General features: G+C 64.8%; 15 protein-coding genes and 1 pseudogene. 7 read left to right on the top strand and 9 right to left on the bottom strand.

The annotated features are described in order from the left end of the window. Positions 1-2: 2 nt before the first annotated feature. Positions 3-752 carry an IclR family transcriptional regulator gene (locus tag CU110_RS05735; protein WP_167592947.1) on the bottom strand — a complete coding sequence of 250 codons (750 nt, stop codon included), beginning with the start codon at positions 750-752 and terminating at the stop codon, positions 3-5. Positions 753-764: 12 nt separating this feature from the next. Between CU110_RS05735 and CU110_RS05730 the strand changes: the two are divergent. Then, a pseudogene (locus CU110_RS05730) lies at positions 765-3266 on the top strand (MFS transporter); the annotation flags it as partial. A 41-nt stretch (positions 3267-3307) separates the two neighbouring features. On the opposite strand, the gene CU110_RS16630 reads toward CU110_RS05730, so the two are convergent. Next, on the bottom strand, positions 3308-4051 hold the full coding sequence (locus CU110_RS16630) for a Lin0512 family protein (protein WP_240665490.1): 744 nt from the start codon (positions 4049-4051) through the stop codon (positions 3308-3310). A 22-nt stretch (positions 4052-4073) separates the two neighbouring features. Here CU110_RS16630 and yghX point away from each other — a divergent pair, with 22 nt between their 5' ends. Then, entirely contained in the window at positions 4074-4961 is an 888-nt protein-coding gene (gene yghX, locus CU110_RS05715; RefSeq protein WP_084208257.1) for a YghX family hydrolase, read from the top strand. A gap of 2 nt (positions 4962-4963) precedes the next feature. Here the strand turns inward: yghX and CU110_RS05710 are convergent, their stop codons facing one another. Continuing rightward, the gene (locus tag CU110_RS05710; protein ID WP_164850286.1) at positions 4964-5905 is read right to left on the bottom strand and encodes an endonuclease/exonuclease/phosphatase family protein; all 942 of its coding nucleotides are present in this window, start codon (positions 5903-5905) and stop codon (positions 4964-4966) included. A 329-nt stretch (positions 5906-6234) separates the two neighbouring features. Here CU110_RS05710 and thiM point away from each other — a divergent pair, with 329 nt between their 5' ends. After that, positions 6235-7083, top strand: a complete 849-nt coding sequence (gene thiM, locus CU110_RS05705) for a hydroxyethylthiazole kinase (protein ID WP_346427164.1) — start codon at positions 6235-6237, stop codon at positions 7081-7083. Next, positions 7073-7696: a thiamine phosphate synthase gene (gene thiE / locus CU110_RS05700; RefSeq protein WP_084208256.1), complete on the top strand. Its 624-nt coding sequence runs from the start codon at positions 7073-7075 to the stop codon at positions 7694-7696. The genes thiM and thiE overlap by 11 nt, the downstream gene beginning before the upstream one ends. Positions 7697-7805: 109 nt before the next feature. On the opposite strand, the gene eat is transcribed toward thiE, so the two are convergent. The 4 genes from eat to CU110_RS05680 form a co-directional block, all read right to left on the bottom strand. Beyond that, a complete protein-coding gene (gene eat, locus CU110_RS05695; protein WP_240499686.1) occupies positions 7806-9236 on the bottom strand; it encodes an ethanolamine permease in 1431 nt (476 codons plus the stop codon). Between the two features lie 73 nt (positions 9237-9309). Beyond that, on the bottom strand, positions 9310-10149 hold the full coding sequence (eutC, locus tag CU110_RS05690) for an ethanolamine ammonia-lyase subunit EutC (protein WP_240665489.1): 840 nt from the start codon (positions 10147-10149) through the stop codon (positions 9310-9312). Between the two features lie 3 nt (positions 10150-10152). Continuing rightward, positions 10153-11559: an ethanolamine ammonia-lyase subunit EutB gene (locus CU110_RS05685; protein WP_084208253.1), complete on the bottom strand. Its 1407-nt coding sequence runs from the start codon at positions 11557-11559 to the stop codon at positions 10153-10155. A 98-nt stretch (positions 11560-11657) separates the two neighbouring features. Beyond that, positions 11658-12590, bottom strand: a complete 933-nt coding sequence (locus CU110_RS05680) for a MurR/RpiR family transcriptional regulator (protein WP_084208252.1) — start codon at positions 12588-12590, stop codon at positions 11658-11660. A gap of 165 nt (positions 12591-12755) precedes the next feature. On the opposite strand from CU110_RS05680, the gene CU110_RS05675 reads away from it, so the two are divergent. From CU110_RS05675 to CU110_RS05665, 3 genes are all read left to right on the top strand, one after another. Next, positions 12756-14084, top strand: a complete 1329-nt coding sequence (locus CU110_RS05675; protein WP_084208251.1) for an aspartate aminotransferase family protein — start codon at positions 12756-12758, stop codon at positions 14082-14084. Positions 14085-14149: 65 nt separating this feature from the next. Further along, positions 14150-14722 (top strand): 4-carboxymuconolactone decarboxylase, encoded by a 573-nt coding sequence (locus CU110_RS05670; RefSeq protein WP_084208250.1) that lies wholly within the window; start codon positions 14150-14152, stop codon positions 14720-14722. Positions 14723-14770: 48 nt separating this feature from the next. Continuing rightward, positions 14771-16027, top strand: a complete 1257-nt coding sequence (locus CU110_RS05665; protein ID WP_127734872.1) for an FAD-dependent oxidoreductase — start codon at positions 14771-14773, stop codon at positions 16025-16027. Here the strand turns inward: CU110_RS05665 and CU110_RS05660 are convergent. Both CU110_RS05660 and CU110_RS05655 read right to left on the bottom strand, forming a co-directional pair. After that, on the bottom strand, positions 15910-16563 hold the full coding sequence (locus tag CU110_RS05660; RefSeq protein WP_164850285.1) for a glycosyltransferase: 654 nt from the start codon (positions 16561-16563) through the stop codon (positions 15910-15912). The two genes, CU110_RS05665 and CU110_RS05660, sit on opposite strands and share 118 nt — an antisense overlap. Continuing rightward, positions 16523-17761, bottom strand: a complete 1239-nt coding sequence (locus CU110_RS05655) for a glycosyltransferase family 4 protein (protein WP_127734869.1) — start codon at positions 17759-17761, stop codon at positions 16523-16525. The genes CU110_RS05660 and CU110_RS05655 overlap by 41 nt, the downstream gene beginning before the upstream one ends. Positions 17762-17774: the final 13 nt, after the last annotated feature.

Here is a 17774-nt window from a genome sequence, read left to right as displayed (position 1 = left end):
CTTCACTCCAGCGACCGGAACGTCTTGAGCATCTCGTCACGGGTCTGGCCGAGGGCCGTCTTGATCTCGTCATGCCGGCTGGCAATGCGCCATTCCGGTCCCAGTACCGAGATGGCGTAATGCCCCTGACTGGTCTCGAGACCCATGGCGATGGCCGCGACCCCGCGGGTGTGCTCACCGGCGTCGTATGCGTATCCGCAGCGACGAATCTCCGCCAGCTGCTCGAGCAGCTCGGGCATGTTCGCGGTCTTCTCCGTGTAAGCCGTGAGCGCGGTTCCCAGCAAGTGCTTGACCTGCGCGTCCTGCAGGTGTGCCAGCAGGACCTTGCCACTGGACGTCGCGTGCAGTGAGAGGAAATTGCCGGCCATCGGCGATACCCGCAGGGGCTGCGGGGACAATACGGAATGCAGTATCAGCAACTCGTTGCCGCTCAGGCTGCAGAGCACCACCGTCTCCTCGGTGGTGACACTCAAGGCTTCCAGAAATGACTTGGCGTGCGTGGTGATGTCGAGCTGGCTATGCCGCGCCAGTCGCATCAAGGCAGACCCCAGCCGGATACCGCCATGCCCATGAATCTCCAGCAGATCCTCCTGCGCCAGCGCGTCCACCAGCCGCTTGACGGTGGAGCGCGGCAGCTCACTGCGCTGCGCGATCTCCCCCAGACTCATGCCCCGCTCATTGCCTTCCAGGCTCTTGAGAATCGCCGCGACCCTGGCCACGACCTGTACGCCACCGCCTTCACGTGTGGTCACGAGAACCTGCCAGTGGCTGCTGCTCAACCCTTCAATCTACGAATCGCTCTCGGCCTCGTGGGTATCCTGCTCGCCTCGCTGATGTCCGGTGTCGGCGAGCGAGTCACTCAGACGGTGCTGACGGATGTGATCGGTCATTTCGGCTTTTCCCATGATGAAGGCAGTTGGCTGACCACCCTCTACAGCGCCGCTGAAGTCTCGATGATGCTGCTGGCCGGCTGGTTGGCCGTCACCTTCAGCCTGCGCCGCTTCGCCATCGGTGCCTGCCTGTCACTGGCAGTGTTCTCGCTTCTGGTGCCACTGGCCGACAGCTTCCCGTTGATGGCGGGGCTGCGCGTTGCCCAGGGGCTGGCATCCGGCAGCATCCTGCCGCTGCTGATGATGTCGGCGCTGCGCTTTCTGCCGTGGCACAGCAAGCTCTATGGCCTGTCGGCCTATGCGATGACGGCCACCTTCGGCCCTTATCTGTCGGCACCGCTGGCCGCGCTCTATGGCGACCTGGGCGACTGGAATCTGGTGTTCTGGGAAACCGCGCCGATGTGTCTCATCGCGGCGGCGCTGGTGTCCTGGGGACTGCCACAGGACCCGCTCAAGCTGGAGCGCCTCAAGCAGTTCGACTGGCTCGGCGCCCTGCTTGGCGTCACCGGTCTCTGTGCTCTGGTGGCCGGCATGACCCAGGGCGAGCGTCTCGACTGGGGCAACTCCCCCGTGATCATCGCCCTGCTGGGCACGGGCGGACTGGCCTTCGCCGCCTTCCTGATCCATGAATGGTTCCACCCGTTGCCGCTCTACAAGCTGCAGCTCCTGGCCCATCGCAACTTCGCCTTCGGCATTCTCACCCTGTGTACCTTCATGTTCCTGACCCTGGCCGCCGGCACCATTCCCGCCGCCTTCCTGGGCGAGGTACAGGGCTATCGCCCCATGCAGCTGTTCCCGGTGATGCTGACCATGGCTCTGCCGCAGCTCGTGCTGGCACCGCTGGTGGCGACACTGATCAACCGCAGGAGCATCGACAGCCGCTATGTGATGGCCACGGGCCTGGTGTTGATCCTGATCAGCTGCCTGCTGGGCTCGCAGCTCACCAGCGACTGGAACCGTGACAACTTCCTGCTCATCGAGGTGCTCAATACCCTGGGCCAACCGATGGTGGTCGTGCCGCTCTTGATGAATGCCACCGGCGCCATCAGTCCGCTGGACGGCCCCTTTGCCACCGCGATGGTCAACTCGCTGCGGGCGCTGTTCACGGTGGTGGCCGCCACCGTCTATGGCAGCTTCATCGTCCAGCGTGATGCCCTGCATTCGACCCGCCTGAGCGAGGCGCTGGGCCTGCAGGGCAATCAGCCTGCCGGCCTCATCCCGCTGGACGCCGCGCGCGATATCGCCACGCGCCTCTCCGAGCAGGCCGCGGTGATGAGCTACGCGGATGCCTACCTCGCCATCATTCCCTTCGTGGTGGCCCTGCTGGTGCTGGTCATGGTGTTGCCGGTGCGCGCCTACCCGCCGCAACCGGCACCTGCACACGATACTGCCATGAACAAGACACGCACGACTCTGCTGCTGAGCGGACTGGCCCTGCTGCTGCTGATTCTCTATGCAGCGCTCTACTGGAAGGGTCACGATGGCCGCGAGGCCACCAACAACGCCTACGTGCGTGCCGATAGCGTGATGGTCACCCCACGGGTGGCCGGCCAGATCGACACGGTACGGGTGGAAGACAACCAGGTGGTTCACGAGGGGCAGATACTGGCCACGCTGGACGACCGTGATTACCAGGCCTCCCTGCATTCCGCCCAGGCGGATCTCGCCGCCAGTCAGGCGGCGGTAGGAGATCTGGACGCCAACATCGAACGTCAGCGCGCGGTGGTGCAGCAAGCCCTCGCCGAAGTGAAGGCGACCGAGGCGTCACTGCGTTACGCACGCAATGATGCCAAACGCTATCGCAGCCTGCGCATGACCAATGCCGCCTCCCAGCAGGACAAGGAAAAGGCCGATGAGGAACAGGGCATCTGGGAGGCACGACTCGTGCAGTATCAGGCCGCTCAGCGCTCGGCCGAGAAACAGATCGGTGTCCTGCAGGCTCAACGCGTCGAGGCCCGCGCCGAGGTCGAGCGCTCGCGCGCCACGCTTGAGCAGGCAGCGCTGAACGTCGATTACACCACCATCCGCGCCCCCAAGGATGGCATCGTCACCCAGCGCTCATTGCGTGTCGGTGCGTACGTGCAGCCGGGCTCCTCGCTGCTGGCCATCGTGCCACACAAGGAAGCCTACGTGGTCGCCAACTATCTCGAGACCCAGATGGCCGAGATGGCGCCGGGCCAGCCGGTAGAGATGACGCTGGACAGCCTGCCGGGCAAGACCTTCCACGGTCATGTCGAGAGCATCGCACCGGCCTCCAGCAACGCCTTCTCGGCAGTGGCCAGCGAGAACGCCACCGGCAACTTCACCAAGATCACCCAGCGCATGCCGGTCAAGATCGCGTTTGACCCCGATCAACCCGACTTCGACAAGGTGCGCATCGGCATGTCGGTGATCACTCACGTCACCACTCGGGACGCCTATGGCGAGCACAGCTGCCAGTCGTCGTGCTCGATCTCCAGCATTGCCGCGATGGCGGCCGAGGCGATGACATGGGTCTGGCCATTGGCCTCATCATGCACATTCAGCCCACCGTGCACCACCGTGACCTCGGCGCGCCCGCGTGGCAACTCGCGTGTCACGGCATCCACATCCACGGCCTCCGGTGTCTGTACGCCGATGGTGACCTCGACACGCATCTGACGATGGTCGATGCCCAGGGACTGAAACAGCACGATGGAGGAATGATGCAGGGCATCCTGCACTGCGCGGCAGGCGGCCTTGGTGTAGTCCTCTCCGTAGAGATCATTGCCGGTGCCCATCTCGAGAATGATGCGCTGCTCGCTCATGCCTGACCTCCTGACGGATGGCGGGGTACCGCTCGCCAGCATGTCAAACGACACGATGAGGGCGACATTGGCGATCACGCTCACCCCGCTACCATCCGGCTTGGCCACGTCTAACCCGCCCTTGACCACCTTCACGCTGGGCTGGCCATAGGGAAAGATCCCCAGCAGGGCGTCACTGTCGACCTTGTCGGGCTGCTGCACGCCGATCTCGACCTCGATCAGCATCGCCTCCTTGGGAAAGCCGAAGGCATCCGCCACATTCAGGGAGTTGTGCCACAGGGCATCACGAATCCCGCGGGCCGCCGCCTCGGTGTAGTTCTGGCTGCGAATGGAAGTGCCCATACCGAACTGGGTCACCATGCGTGTCCTGGACATGTGGCCTCCTCAGGAGTCTGACATGACCCGCCTGACCGCAAAGGATTTTGCCCCCGAGTTGCTGGAGCTGTATGACGGCTATGTGCATGGCCAGATCACCCGCCGCCAGTTTCTGGATCGCGCGGCAGCCTTTGCCGTCGCGGGCATGACGGCCACCTCGATACTGGCCAGCCTAAGCCCGAACTACGCGCTGGCCTCACAGGTCGAGTTCACCGACCCCGACATCGTGGCCGAGTACATCACCTACCCCTCTCCCGAAGGCCACGGCGAGGTGCGCGCCTATCGAGTGACACCGGCCAATGCCAGCGGGCCGTTGCCCGGCGTGGTGGTGGTGCACGAGAACCGCGGCCTGAACCCCTATATCGAGGATGTCGCGCGGCGTGTGGCCAAGGCCGGCTATGTCGCGCTGGCGCCGGATGGCCTCAGTTCGGTGGGCGGCTATCCCGGCAACGACCCCAGAGGCAAGGAGCTGCAGGCACAGGTAGACCCGGAAAAGCTGATGAACGACTTCTTTGCCGCCATCGATTACCTGATGGCCGAGAATCGCACCACCGGCAAGATCGGCATCACCGGCTTCTGCTACGGCGGGGGCGTCTCCAATGCAGCCGCCGTCGCCTATCCGGAACTGGCCTGCGCCGTGCCGTTCTATGGCCGCCAGCCACGCGCCGAGGAAGTCGCCGCCATCCAGGCGCCGCTGCTCTTGCATTACGCCGAGCATGACGAGCGCGTCAACGCTGGCTGGCCCGCCTATGAAGCCGCGCTGAAGGAACACGACAAGACCTACGAGGCCTACCTCTACCCCGGCACCCACCACGGATTCCACAACGACTCGACCCCACGCTATGACGAACAGGCCGCCAAGCTCGCCTGGGACAGAACCCTTGCCTGGTTCGAGAAGTATCTGAGCTGACCTCAGGCGGCACCGGGGAAACTGCCCACCAGCCTCAATACGACGAAGCCAGCCATCACCTGGATTGCGTGATGGCTGGCTTCGTCATTTTCGTGTGAGGCGACCTCTGCCCCGGCTGCCTGCGGCTGGCCACCCTCCAGCGGTAGCAACGCCAGTGTCTCGCCGGTCACCGACAGATAGATCGGGGCGTGGTCCGAGACATCGGCACGCGCTGTCTCATGACTGATGCCCAGATAGTCCGGGAAGCGGAACACATCGCCATTGGCCTTGGGCCATTCGCTCGGCACATACCAGATGTTGTCGTAGAGCGAGGCATAGCGGCCATCGGTCTTGGAGAGCGTCGTCGCACCCTCGGTGATCAACGGGCGCAGGCCGAGGGTACGCAGATCTCCCCACGCAGGCTCGGTCGGTGCCATGTTGAAGTCGCCCATGATGATCGCCGGAGTGCCGGGCGAGATTTCCTTCATCAGGTCATAGATATCCGCCAGCGCGCGGATTTCCGGCGAGCGATCCGCCTTGCTGTCGCCATAGACGATGTGCACGTTGGCGGCGCTGAAGGCCCGCCCAGTGTCCTTCTCGACGAAGGTGGCGAGCAGCGGCTCGCGCGAGAACACATCCTCGGGATCGAGATAGACGGTAGCCCCGCCCTGATAGGCGATCGTCTTGTCGCGATACAGATAGGCGTAGCGCTCGGTATAGGTGCTGCGCCCCACCGCATGACTGACCAGGCTGTCCCACTCGTCGCCGGTCAGGGCCTCCAGCTGCTGCTCGAGCTCGCTGACGACCTCCTCCTTCATCACCTCCTGCAGGCCGATCAGATCCATGTGGCTGGCCACCGCCGCGACCTGCTCGAGATGCTTGCCGTTGTTCCAGCCGGCATGCTTCAGATTCCAGCTGGCAATCACCGCATTCGCCTGACTGGTGGCCGCAGCGCCCAACAGCACGGGGACTGCCAGCGCCGTCACCACCCGCCTGACAATCCGCTCAAGCCGAGAGCCATCAGAGGGCTGCCGGCCGCGCGTGTTCTTGCTGATGCTACTCGTGCTGCTGTTGCTAGCGATATTTGAGTGACTGCTGCTCGAATTGCTGACGCTACCGCGATGACCTGTGCGTATCACTGCATGACCCTTGACTGATGACTCGTACACAAAAGACCGTAAGACCCTGTATCTTATGGACTTGTCGTCAAGGTTTATAGAACCATGATGTTATTTATTACCCTTTGCGCGACTTTCGATGACTACCGGGTCCCTGTCTTTCACCACGAGCTTCCATGATGACATCGCCATCCCACTCCCCCGGCAACGCGTTGCGCCGTCTGCGTCAGACCACCCCGCTGGTGCACAACATCACCAACCATGTCGCCATGACCCCGACCGCCAATACCCTGCTGGCCATCGGGGCCTCGCCGCTGATGGCGCATGCGCAGCAGGAGATCCAGGAGATCTCCGCCATCAGTGCGGCGCTGTCGATCAATATCGGCACCCTGTCGCCCAGCTGGATCGAGGCCATGCAGCTGGCGGCGATGTGCGCCCACCGCGATGGCAAACCCTGGGTGCTGGACCCCGTCGGCATCGGCGCCTCCAGCCTGCGCCAGTACGCGTGCCGCGCGCTGCTGGAATATCGCCCCAGCGTGATACGTGCCAATGCCTCCGAAGTGCTGGCGCTGGCCGGCGAGATGAATCAGGGCCGTGGCGTGGACAGCGGCGATGACGGTGAGGATGCGCTGGAGCGCGCCAGCCGGGCCGCGGTCGCCCTGGCGCGCACGCAGAACTGCGTGGTGGCGATGACCGGCCACGTCGATGTCGTCACCGATGGCCAGCGGCAAATCACGATTCAGGGCGGCCATGCGCTGATGGGCCGCGTCACCGCCATGGGCTGCGCACTGAGCAGCGTGGTCGCCGCCTTCCTCGCCGCCTCTCGCGCCTCACTCGACGGACATGACGACACCTTGCAGGCCACCGCCGCCGCGCTGGCCTGCTACGCCGAAGCCGGTGAGACGGCGGGCCAGTCAGTAGAGGGCCCGGGCAGCTTCGTGCCACGCTTCCTGGATGCCCTGTATACTCTCGACGCCGATTCCACCCTGCTTGCCTCTCGTCTGGAGCTGACCGATGTCACTTGATCTATCCCTTTACCTGGTCACCGACCCCGCGCTGTGCGCCGAGCGCGGCCTGGAAGCCACCGTGATGGCCGCCGTGCGCGGCGGCGTCAGTGTCGTGCAGCTGCGCGACAAGCACGCCAGCGACGAGGAGATGATCGCCCAGGCCATCCGCCTCAAGGCGCTGCTGGACGAGTACGAGGTGCCGCTGATCATCAATGACCGCATCGAGGTCGCGCTGGCCAGTGGCGCCGATGGCCTGCACATCGGCCAGAGCGATGGCGACCCGGTCGAGGCGCGTCGCCGTCTGGGCGAGGATGCCTTGATCGGCCTGTCGGTCCAGACGCTTGAGCAGCTCAAGGCCGTCGATGTCGAGCGCATCGACTACCTCGGCCTCGGCCCGGTCTATGCCACCGCGACCAAGCCCGATCACGCCGCACCGCTGGGCATCGAAGGACTCACCCAGCTGGTGCGCTCAAGCCCGCTGCCGACGGTGGCCATCGGCGGTATCTCGCTGGCCAATGCGGGAGACGTCATGAGCAGCGGCACTGACGGCCTCGCCGTGGTCTCGGCGCTGTGTTGTGCCGAGGACCCCGCCGCCGCCGCGCAGCAATTTCTGGCGCAGTATCCTTTCTGATCGGATCCTGCCCATCAACTAGAGACGACAACGCCCGCCATGGTCAGCCATGGCGGGCGTTGTCGTCTTTGCTAAAGGGTCTGTCTGAGCAAGGGTCTGTCTGAGCGAATCAGCTGGCCGCGAGATCACTCTCGGCACTGGCCACCAGCGCGAACTCTTCCTCGGCGGTCTTCGCCACCAGCTGATGGCGGCTGAAGATGGCATAGTAGGCGATGCCCACCACGAACAGCACCAGAGTGTAGTTGAAGGCGCGCGGGTCAAAGGCATAGACCCCGGTCAGCGCGATCAGCGACAGCACCAGCGCGATGGAGGAGGTCACGATGCCACCCGGCGTGCGATAGGGGCGCGCCATCTGCGGCTGGCGCAGGCGCAGCAGGATGTGGCTGGCGGCCATCAGTGCGTAGGAGACGGTCGCCCCCACCACCGCCATGCCCAGGATCAGATCGCCTTCACCGGTCAGCGAGACCAGGAAACCGAAGATGCCCGGCACCACCAGCGCCCAGGTCGGCGCCTTGCGCTTGCTGGTCAGCGACAGCGTCTTGGGCAGATAGCCGGCCCGTGACAGCGCGAACACCAGACGGCTGTAGCCGTAGATGATCGAGAAGAACGAGGCCACCAGCCCGGCCAGTGCCAGCACGTTGACCAGCGTCGCCAACCCTTCGCTGCCGGTCGCGTTCAGCGCATCCACCAGCGGCACGGCACTGCTGCCGATCGCCTCGGCACCGGCGGCACCGGCCAGCAGGAAGACGACGAGCACGGCGGTGAACATCAGAAACAGCATGGCGCCGATGATGCCACGCGGGACATCACGGGCCGGGTTGCGCGATTCCTCTGCCGCCAGCGGCACCCCTTCCACGGCCAGGAACAGCCACATGCCGAAGGGCAGCGCGGCCCAGATGCCATACCAGCCATTGGGCATGAAATCGCTGGCGCCCCAGGCATCCGTCGGCGCGATGTCGAACAGGCGACTGCTGTCGAAGTCACCGATCAGCGCGACCGCGGTGGCGATGATCGCGAACACCGCCAGGCCGCTGATCACCATCATCACCTTGAGCGCCTCGCCAACCCCCGCCAGGTGGATACCGATGAATATCAGGTAGAAGATGGCGTAGATGATCGGGCCATTGATGCCCAGCAGCGACTCCACCGCGCTGCCGATGAAGATGACGATGGCTGCGGGGGCCAGCGCATATTCGATCAATACCGCAAGGCCCGTGAGATAGCCGCCAGCCGGGCCCATGGCCTGACGCGCGAAGCTGTAACCGCCGCCGGCGGCCGGTATCGCCGCTGACATTTCCGCCAGCGACAGCACCAGCGCCAGATACATGATGCCCATCAGCAGCGCCGCGATCGCGAAGCCGCCCCAGCCCGCCTCCGCGATACCGAAATTCCAGCCGGCGAAATCGCCGGAGATCACATAGGAGACCCCGAGTCCCGCCAGCAGAATCCAGCCCGCCGTGCCCTTCTTCAACTGCCGTCTGGCCAGATAGTCCTGCTCGTTGGTGTCGTGATTCATGTCGTGATTCGTGTCGCGAGTCATGGTGCCGCCTTGATTCCGTCAAGCATTTGTCATTGTTGGATCGGGAGATTCCCGCTGATGCGCTGCCATCCCGTCAGGACAGCAGGAAGTTCTGGATACCGCCCCCGCTCTCCAGCGAGTTGTCACCACTTCTGTCCTTGAGCCCCACCCCGGTGAGGCCGAGCTTGCGGGCCTCGCGCAGCAGGTAATGCAGCCGCTGGGCGGCCATGGCGAAGTCGAGCCCTGCCGGGCGCACGTTGGAGATGCAGTTGCGACTGGCATCACTGAGTCCGACGCGCGGCTGCCAGGTGAGATAGAGGCCGAGGCTGTCCGGTGAGCTGAGACCGGGGCGCTCGCCGACCATCACCAGCACCGCCCGCGCCCTGAGCAGTTCACCGACTTCATCGCCGATCGCGACCCGTCCCTGCTCCACCACGCTGATGGGTGACAGCGTCCAGGCATCCGGACCCTCCTCGGCAAGCGTTTCCAGCAATGCCGCGATGAAGGGCGCGGCGTTGTTCTGGACCGCCAGAGACGACAGCCCATCGACGATCACGATGGCCAGATCCGCAGGCTCCGGTGCGAGGCTGGACAATTGCTCACACGAGGCCGCATCGAGACGTCGCCCATAGTCGGGGCGTTGCAGATAGGTGGTGCGATCCACGGCGCGACTGTGCAGGCGCTGAAGGTCAGGGGCGTTCTCGAGTGCAGGTAGCTGATTGAGATCCTCGATCAGTCGGGGAATCTCCAGCGGCAGATGGACGGCGTCCTGCGCGCGGGCATGCGCCAGCTGGAATTCCAGCGAGCGCTGGGTCGGCAGGCTGATGCCGGCGCGGCCCAGGCCGATGCGCGCATCCGTGAACTGTCCCAGCAACTGCCAGGCATTGGGCGTGACGATGGCGGGCGATTCGCGCATCACTGGGGGAAGAGTCATGGCTCATGCATCACCTCCGGATACCTGACGCAGGGAATCGGCAAAGCAGGACGGCATGTCAGCGGGCAGCTTCTGCTGGGCGACATCGGTGAAGATCTGCATCTCCTCGAGCCAGGCGGCGAATTCCGGCGCCGGGCCCAGGCCCAGCACCCGTCGTGCATAGAGAGCATCGTGGAAGGAGGTGGTCTGATAGTTGAGCATGATGTCATCGGAGCCGGGGATGCCCATGATGAAGTTGCAGCCCGCCACCCCGAGCAGCGTCAGCAGGGTATCCATGTCGTTCTGGTCGGCATCGGCATGATTGGTGTAGCAGATGTCGCAGCCCATCGGCAGGCCCAGCAGCTTGCCGCAGAAGTGGTCCTCAAGCCCCGCGCGGATGATCTCCTTGCCATTGAACAGATACTCGGGACCGATGAAGCCGACCACGGTGTTCACCAGCAACGGCGAGTACTTGCGGGCCACCGCATAGGCGCGTGCCTCGCAGGTCTGCTGGTCCAGGCCGTGATGGGCATCGGCGGACAGCGCACTGCCCTGGCCGGTCTCGAAATACATCACGTTGTCGCCCACCGTGCCGCGCTTGAGTGACAGCGCGGCCTGCTGCGCCTCCGCCAGCACGGAAAGCTCGACGCCGAAGCTCTCGTTGGTGGCCTGGGTGCCGCCGATGGACTGGAAGACAAGATCCACCGGAGCGCCCTGCTCGATGCATTCAATGGTGTTGGTGACGTGGGTGAGCACGCAGGACTGGGTGGGGATTTCGTATTTCTGGATCACTTCATCCATCAGACGCATCAGCTTGATGCTCTGGGCCACGTTGTCGGTGGCCGGATTGATGCCGATCACGGCGTCGCCGTTGCCGTAGAGCAGGCCATCGAGAATGCTGGCAGCGATGCCGGTGACATCATCGGTGGGATGGTTGGGCTGCAGGCGCGTGGAGAGATGGCCGCTCTTGCCGATGGTATTGCGAAAGGCCGTGACCACCTCACACTTCTTCGCGACCAGAATCAGGTCCTGATTGCGCATCAGCTTGCTGACCGCCGCAGCCATTTCCGGGGTGATGCCGGCACGCACCTGCGCCAGCACCGCAGGCGTCGCGAGATCACTCAGCAGCCAGTTGCGGAAGTCGCCGACGGTGAGATGGGCGATCGGCAGGAAGGCTACCGGATCATGCTCATCAATGATCAGGCGGGTGATGTCGTCCTGTTCGTAGGGAATCAGCACGTCGTTCAGGAAGGTCTTGAGGGGCAATTCGGCCAGACACAGCTGAGCGATCACTCGCTCCTCGGCGGTTTCCGCGATCACGCCAGCAAGGCGATCTCCGGAGCGGGCGGGGGTCGCCTTGGCCATCAGCTCGGCCAGACTGGCGAAGCGATGGACCTGACTGCCCAGGGTGTAACGGTATTCGCGACTCATGGGTGATTCCTTGCACTGACAGATGTCATTTCATCTCAGTCGTTTTGCAGGAATCACGCCAATTTCTTCAGGCCCCTCTTTGGTCCTGCACATGCCTATCAGCGACGTGCGCCTCCCAGCTCCGTGATGATCGCCTCGCGCTGCTTGAGCGAGGCCACGCCTGCCGCTCCCAGCTTGCTGGCCACCTCGCTGAGCAGGCCTTCGGCGAGAAACATGAAGGCGCTCATACTGTTGCTGTAGAAGAGGCTGTGATTGGGCACATGGAAACTGTGGCGCGCCAGCGGCGCCAGCGGGGAGCTGGCCGAATCGGTCAACGCGATCACCACGACTCCGCGTTTCACCGCGACCTCGGCGCAGGCCACCACGCTTGGGGTGTAGGGGAAGCAGCTGGCCACCACCAGCACGTCGCCGGCCGCCAGCTGGGCCAGCGCATCCGCCACGCCCTGACGACTGGCATCCAGCGGCGCCACGTCCGGGCGCAGCATGCCAAGTCCATAGGCCATGAACAGTGCCAAGGAATTGAACTGGCGCATGCCATGCAGGCGCACGCGCGGGGCTTCTGCCAGCAAGGTGGTCGCGGCCTCGAAGGCCGCGGCGTCCACCCTCTCCAACATGCCGAGAATATTGGCGCTTTCCTGTCGCCCCAACCGCGCCAGCTGCGCCATGGCGGTGCTATCCGCATCACGTGACGAGAGTTGCGCCGCCTGGGCGCTGTAGAAATGCTGGCCATCCGTCACGGCCTGACGGAAGACAGCCTGAAACCGGCTGAAGCCCTCGTAACCCAGGCGCTGCGCCAGACGCGAGAAGGTCGAGGCATTCACGCCGGTCATCTCCGCCAGCTGGCTGATGGAAGACACCGCCGTGCGTTGCGGGGACTCGATCAGCACGGCCAGCACACGCCGGGAACTCGCCCCGAGGCGGATCTCCACCTCACGACGATCGATCGCCACCAGCAGCTGCTTCAACCCTTCCAGGGTCTCCGGCGGCGAGTCAGGGGATGCGGGCCCGGGGGCTCGGGAGGATGGGGGCATGGGATGCCTCCTTGGCAAGGGACAGGACAGATGGCGGCAACGGTAGCATCTCTGGCGGGTCGAGTCCGAAGGCACAAACGACCGTATGCAATTATTGATTGCACAAACGACAAATGCACTACATATTTGCATTACGCCTTCGCGCACCCGCCCCACGGAGCCCCCATGAGCCACGTCTTCCATCGCAATCTCCATCAGGACTACCCCACCGCCGTGCAGGGCGATGGTCCCTACATCGTCGACCGAGAGGGTCGCCGTTATCTGGATGCCAGCGGTGGCGCTGCCGTGTCATGCCTGGGCCACAGCGACGAGGCAGTGGCGCAGGCCATCAAGGAGCAGGTCAGCCGACTGGCCTACGCGCATACCTCGTTCTTCACCAGCGAGCCGATGGAGCAGCTGGCCGACTTCCTCATCGAGCGCGCCCCCGAGGGGCTAGAGTCCGTCTACTTCGTCTCCGGTGGCTCGGAAGCGGTCGAGGCGGCACTCAAGCTGGCCCGCCAGTATTTCGTCGAGATCGGCCAGCCCCAGCGCAAGCATCTGATCGCGCGGCGCCAGAGCTATCACGGCAATACGCTGGGCGCGCTGGCCACTGGCGGCAACGCCTGGCGCCGCCAGCAGTTCGAGCCGCTGTTGATCAACGTCAGTCACGTCAGCCCCTGCTACGCCTATCGGGACCAGCAACCCGACGAGACGCCCGAGGCGATGGGCGTGCGTCTCGCCGCCGAGCTTGAGGCGGAAATCCTGCGGCTGGGCGGTGAGAACGTGATGGCCTTCGTGGCAGAGCCCGTCGTGGGTGCCACCCTGGGGGCCGTCACGGCGGTGCCGGGCTACTTCACGCGCATCCGCGAGGTCTGTGACCGCTACGGCGTGCTGCTGATTCTCGACGAGGTGATGTGCGGCATGGGACGCACCGGCAGCCTGTTCGCCGCCGAGCAGGAAGGTGTCACGGCGGACCTGATCACCATCGCCAAGGGGCTGGGCGCCGGCTATCAACCGATCGGCGCGACCCTGGTCAGCCAGCGCATTCGTGACGCCATCGCCAATGGCTCCGGCTTCTTCCAGCACGGCCATACCTACATCGGCCATGCCACCGCCTGTGCCGCGGCACTGGCCGTCCAGCAGGCCATCGAGTCCCGCGAGCTGCTGGCGCAGGTCACGCGGCTGGGCAATGGCTTGCAGGCACGCCTGAACGAGCGCTTCGCGGACCATCCTCACATCGGCGACATCCGCGGTCGCGGTCTCTTCCAGGGGCTTGAGCTGGTGGCGGATCGCGACAGCAAGCGCCCCTTCGACCCTGCCCTCAAGCTGCACGCACGCCTCAAGAAGGCCGCCATGGCCGAAGGCCTGATGTGCTACCCGATGGGCGGCACCCTGGATGGCCGCCAGGGCGATCACATCCTGCTGGCGCCGCCGTTCATGCTGGAAGACTCACATCTGGACGAGATCACCGACAGGCTGGGGCGTGCCATCGACACCACCCTTGCCAGCCTGTGACGGCTCAGCTGCAGGCGCATTGCCTACCCCACGATCTTTGAATGGATTTGAATGGAGTGACTTTCATGGCGATCACATCGCGCCTGACCGAACTGGATGAGGCCAGCATGAGCGCAGCCCAACGCGAGGTGATCGCCGAGATTCTCAGCGGCCCGCGCGGCAACCTCGATGGCCCGTTTCTGGCCTGGGTCCACAGTCCGGAGCTTGCCAATCACGCCCAGCGACTCGGCGCCTTCTGCCGCTACGCTACCGGCCTTGAGCTGCGCCTGAGCGAGCTGGCGATTCTCACCACGGCGGTGTGGTGGAAGTCCCAGGCGGAATGGCAGATCCACGCGCCGATCGCCGAGCAGGCCGGTCTCTCGCCGGATGTCATCACGGCACTGCGCGAGGAGCGGGAGCCTGAGTTCGACCGCGATGATGAGCGGCTGATCCACCGATTCACCCGCGCGCTCTACGCCGAGCGGCGTATCGATGATGCGCTGTATGCCGAGGCCGTCGCGATGTTCGGCGAGACGGTCGTGGTCGAACTGGTTGGCATACTGGGTTACTACGCTCTGGTGGCGATGACGCTGAATGTCTTCGCCGTGCGGCGTGGCGATGACATCCCGCTGCCCTTCGAGGAGCCGAACGGCTCCTGAACCGCAAGCACCCCGACAACAACGACAAGACAACATGGTGAGCATTCGATGAGTGATAGCGAACACACGGAAGTGGCCGTGGTCGGCGCGGGCGCCGTCGGTGTCGCCTGCGCCCTGTGGCTGCGGCGCAGCGGCCACGAGGTGACGATGATCGAGCGCGAGGGCATCGCCAGCGGCACCTCCTTCGGCAATGCCAGTACCCTCGCGGATTATGGCTGCCTGCCCATCGCTCGCCCCGAGATCTGGCGCAGCATGCCCTCACTGCTGCTGTCACCTGACTCCCCCTTCGTCATCGACTGGAAGTGCCTGCCGAGGCTCTCGCCGTGGTTGATGCGCTTCATGGGTCAGTGCAACGCCACGCGCTTTCGAGCCAACAGCGAGATGCTGGCGCGTCTGCTCAGTCACACCTACGAGGACTATCAGCCGCTGCTGGACGCTGCCCCGGCGGCGGCCGGGATGATTCAGCGCAAGGGCTGTCTATATGCCTACGGCAAGGCCGAGAACCTGCAGGCCGCACAGGGCGATATCCGGCTGCGTGACCAGCTCGGCATCCAGCAGCAGGTACTGACAGCGGACGAGCTGATCGCGCTGGAACCCGCCATGGCAGGCCATACCGCCGGCGGCGTGCTGTTCCCCTCTTCCTGTCATCTGGATGACCCGCAGGTGTTCATCGATACCCTGGCCGCTCCGCTGCGTGAGGAGGGCCGACTCGTCACCGCCGAGGTCACCCGCCTGAGCTCTCAGGCCTCCGGCATGCTGCTGGAGTACGCCGACGGCAGACGGCTGATGGCGGACCGCGTGGTACTGGCAGCCGGGGCCTGGTCGGCACATCTCGCCCGCCAGATCGGCGACAGGATTCCGTTGGATACCGAGCGTGGCTACCACATCGAATTCGATCTCGAGCACTCGCCGCTCAACCGCCCGACCTGTCCGGTGGAGAGTGCCTTCTACATGACGCCTCTGCGAGGCGCCGAAGGGCCGCGTCTGCGAGTGGCAGGCACCGTGGAGTTGAGTTCGCTTGCGGGGCCCGCCAACCCGGCCCGCTTCGATTATCTGGAAACCCGAGTGCGCAGGGTGCTGGGACTGGATGCCCCGGTAGCCCGGCGCTGGCTGGGCTTTCGCCCCACCCTGCCGGACTCCGTGCCGGTGATCGGCCCGTCACCCAACGAGCCGCGCGTGATCCATGCCTATGGCCACCAGCATATCGGCGTGACCCTGGCGGGCGTGACCGGGCGACTTGTCAGCGAGTGTTTAGCCGAAGGCTTACCTGACTGGCTGGCACCCTGCTCCCCGGCACGTTTCTGATATTGCGCGAGGCCGGGCAGCATGCGCGCCAGCAGCTGCTGCCACTCGTCACACAGGACGTCGGCATCGAAGCGTGCCGCGTTCTCGCGCGCCAGCAGGGACATCTGCTGGCGCCGCGGCGCGTCCTCGATCAGCAGGCAGAGCTCACGCGCCAGTGCCGCAGCATCTTCCACATCCACCAGCACGCCACTGCCGCCCTGAAGGATCTCCGCCGGGCCGGTCTCGCAGTTGGTGGAGACCACGGGAAGACCGAAGGACTGCGCCTCCAGCAACGTCATCGGCAATCCCTCCCAGCGCGAACTCATCGCGAACAGCGCCGCCCGCTGATACTCCTCTTCCACCCGGGAGGTGCGACCGACGAAGACCACGCTCTCGCTCAGTCCCAGCGTCCAGGCCTGAGCCTTGAGGGCGTTCTCATCCTCTCCCCAGCCGACGATGCGCAGTCGCCAGTCCGGATGTTGACGGGCGACCCTGGCCCAGGCCTCCAGCAGGACATCAAATCCCTTCTGCTCGGTGAGGCGGCCGACGGCCAGCACGGTGCGCGATGCGACATGACAATCTCCGGCGCAGAAAAAACCCGCCACCGACGAGTGTCGATGGCGGCGCCAGGGTGTGCTGCATGCACCCGAGATAGGCCCGTACCACGATGGCCTGATCGAACTCGCGCTCGATACGCTCCCGTGAGGCCAGCCCCGCCGCCTCCAGGGCCTCGCGGGGCATTTCCAGGCAGGCCTGCATGTGCTGCTCGAGAGAGTCGATGCTGCCGGCCTCGCACAGCCAGCCAGTGGCCCCCGGCAGCACCGAGCTGCGACAGCCGGGCACGTCGCTGACGATGGCGGGACGTCCCATCGAGGCCGCTTCGAGTACCGTACGCGGCATGCCTTCTCGGTAGGACGGCAGCACCAGGATGTTGGACTCGGCCAGGAACGGCCTGACATCACGCTGTTCCCCCAGATAATGCAGCACGCCCCGCGCACGCCACTGGGCGATTTCCTCGTCACTGATCGCGGTGCGGTTGCTGATGCCCGACGGCCCGATCAGCCAGAAGCGTGCCTGGGGATAACGCTCATGCAGGCGTTCCGCCGCTGCCACGTACTCCCGCACGCCCTTGTCGGCAATGAGCCGCGCGACCATCACGAAGGTCAGCGGCGGGCTCTGGGGCTGTTCGGTGAAGGCGAAGCGTTCAGGGTCGATCCCCGCTCCGGGCAGCACCACGGAAGGTGTCGACTTCTGCAGCCCCATGCGCAGGAACAGCGCCTGGTCATCCCGGTTCTCGAAGAACACGCAGCGTGCGCCGCGATTGGCGATGCCGTAGAGCGCCCGTACCCGGCGGAACAGCCAGCTGTCGTGGAGGAAGGCGGTGCCCAGTCCCGAGACGTTGTTGGTGTAGGGGATGTTGAGCAGGCGACAGGCAAGCCCCGAGTAGATATTGGCCTTGATGGTGAAGTTGAGGACATAGCGTGGCCTGAGCTTGAGCAGCGTCATCAACAGCGCCATCAGGCTCTTGCCCTCACCCACGAGTGACGTGCCCTTGCCTTCCATCCCCAGCGGCCGATGCTCGACCTTGAGCTCATCGACCAGGCGCGCACTGTGTGCATCGGTAGGAGCGAGACACACCACGCGATAGCCCGTGTCGCGCAGGCCCTCGATGACACCGCGATGGAAGTTGTAGAGGAAGAAGGACGAGTTGGAGACCAGCACCACCGTGGCGGGCCGGGAATCTGATGTCGGCATGTGGCTATCCTTG

The sequence above is a fragment of the Cobetia sp. ICG0124 genome (assembly GCF_004006355.1).
Classification (GTDB): Bacteria; Pseudomonadota; Gammaproteobacteria; order Pseudomonadales; family Halomonadaceae; genus Cobetia; species Cobetia marina.
This window is presented reverse-complemented; position numbering and strand designations above follow the sequence as displayed.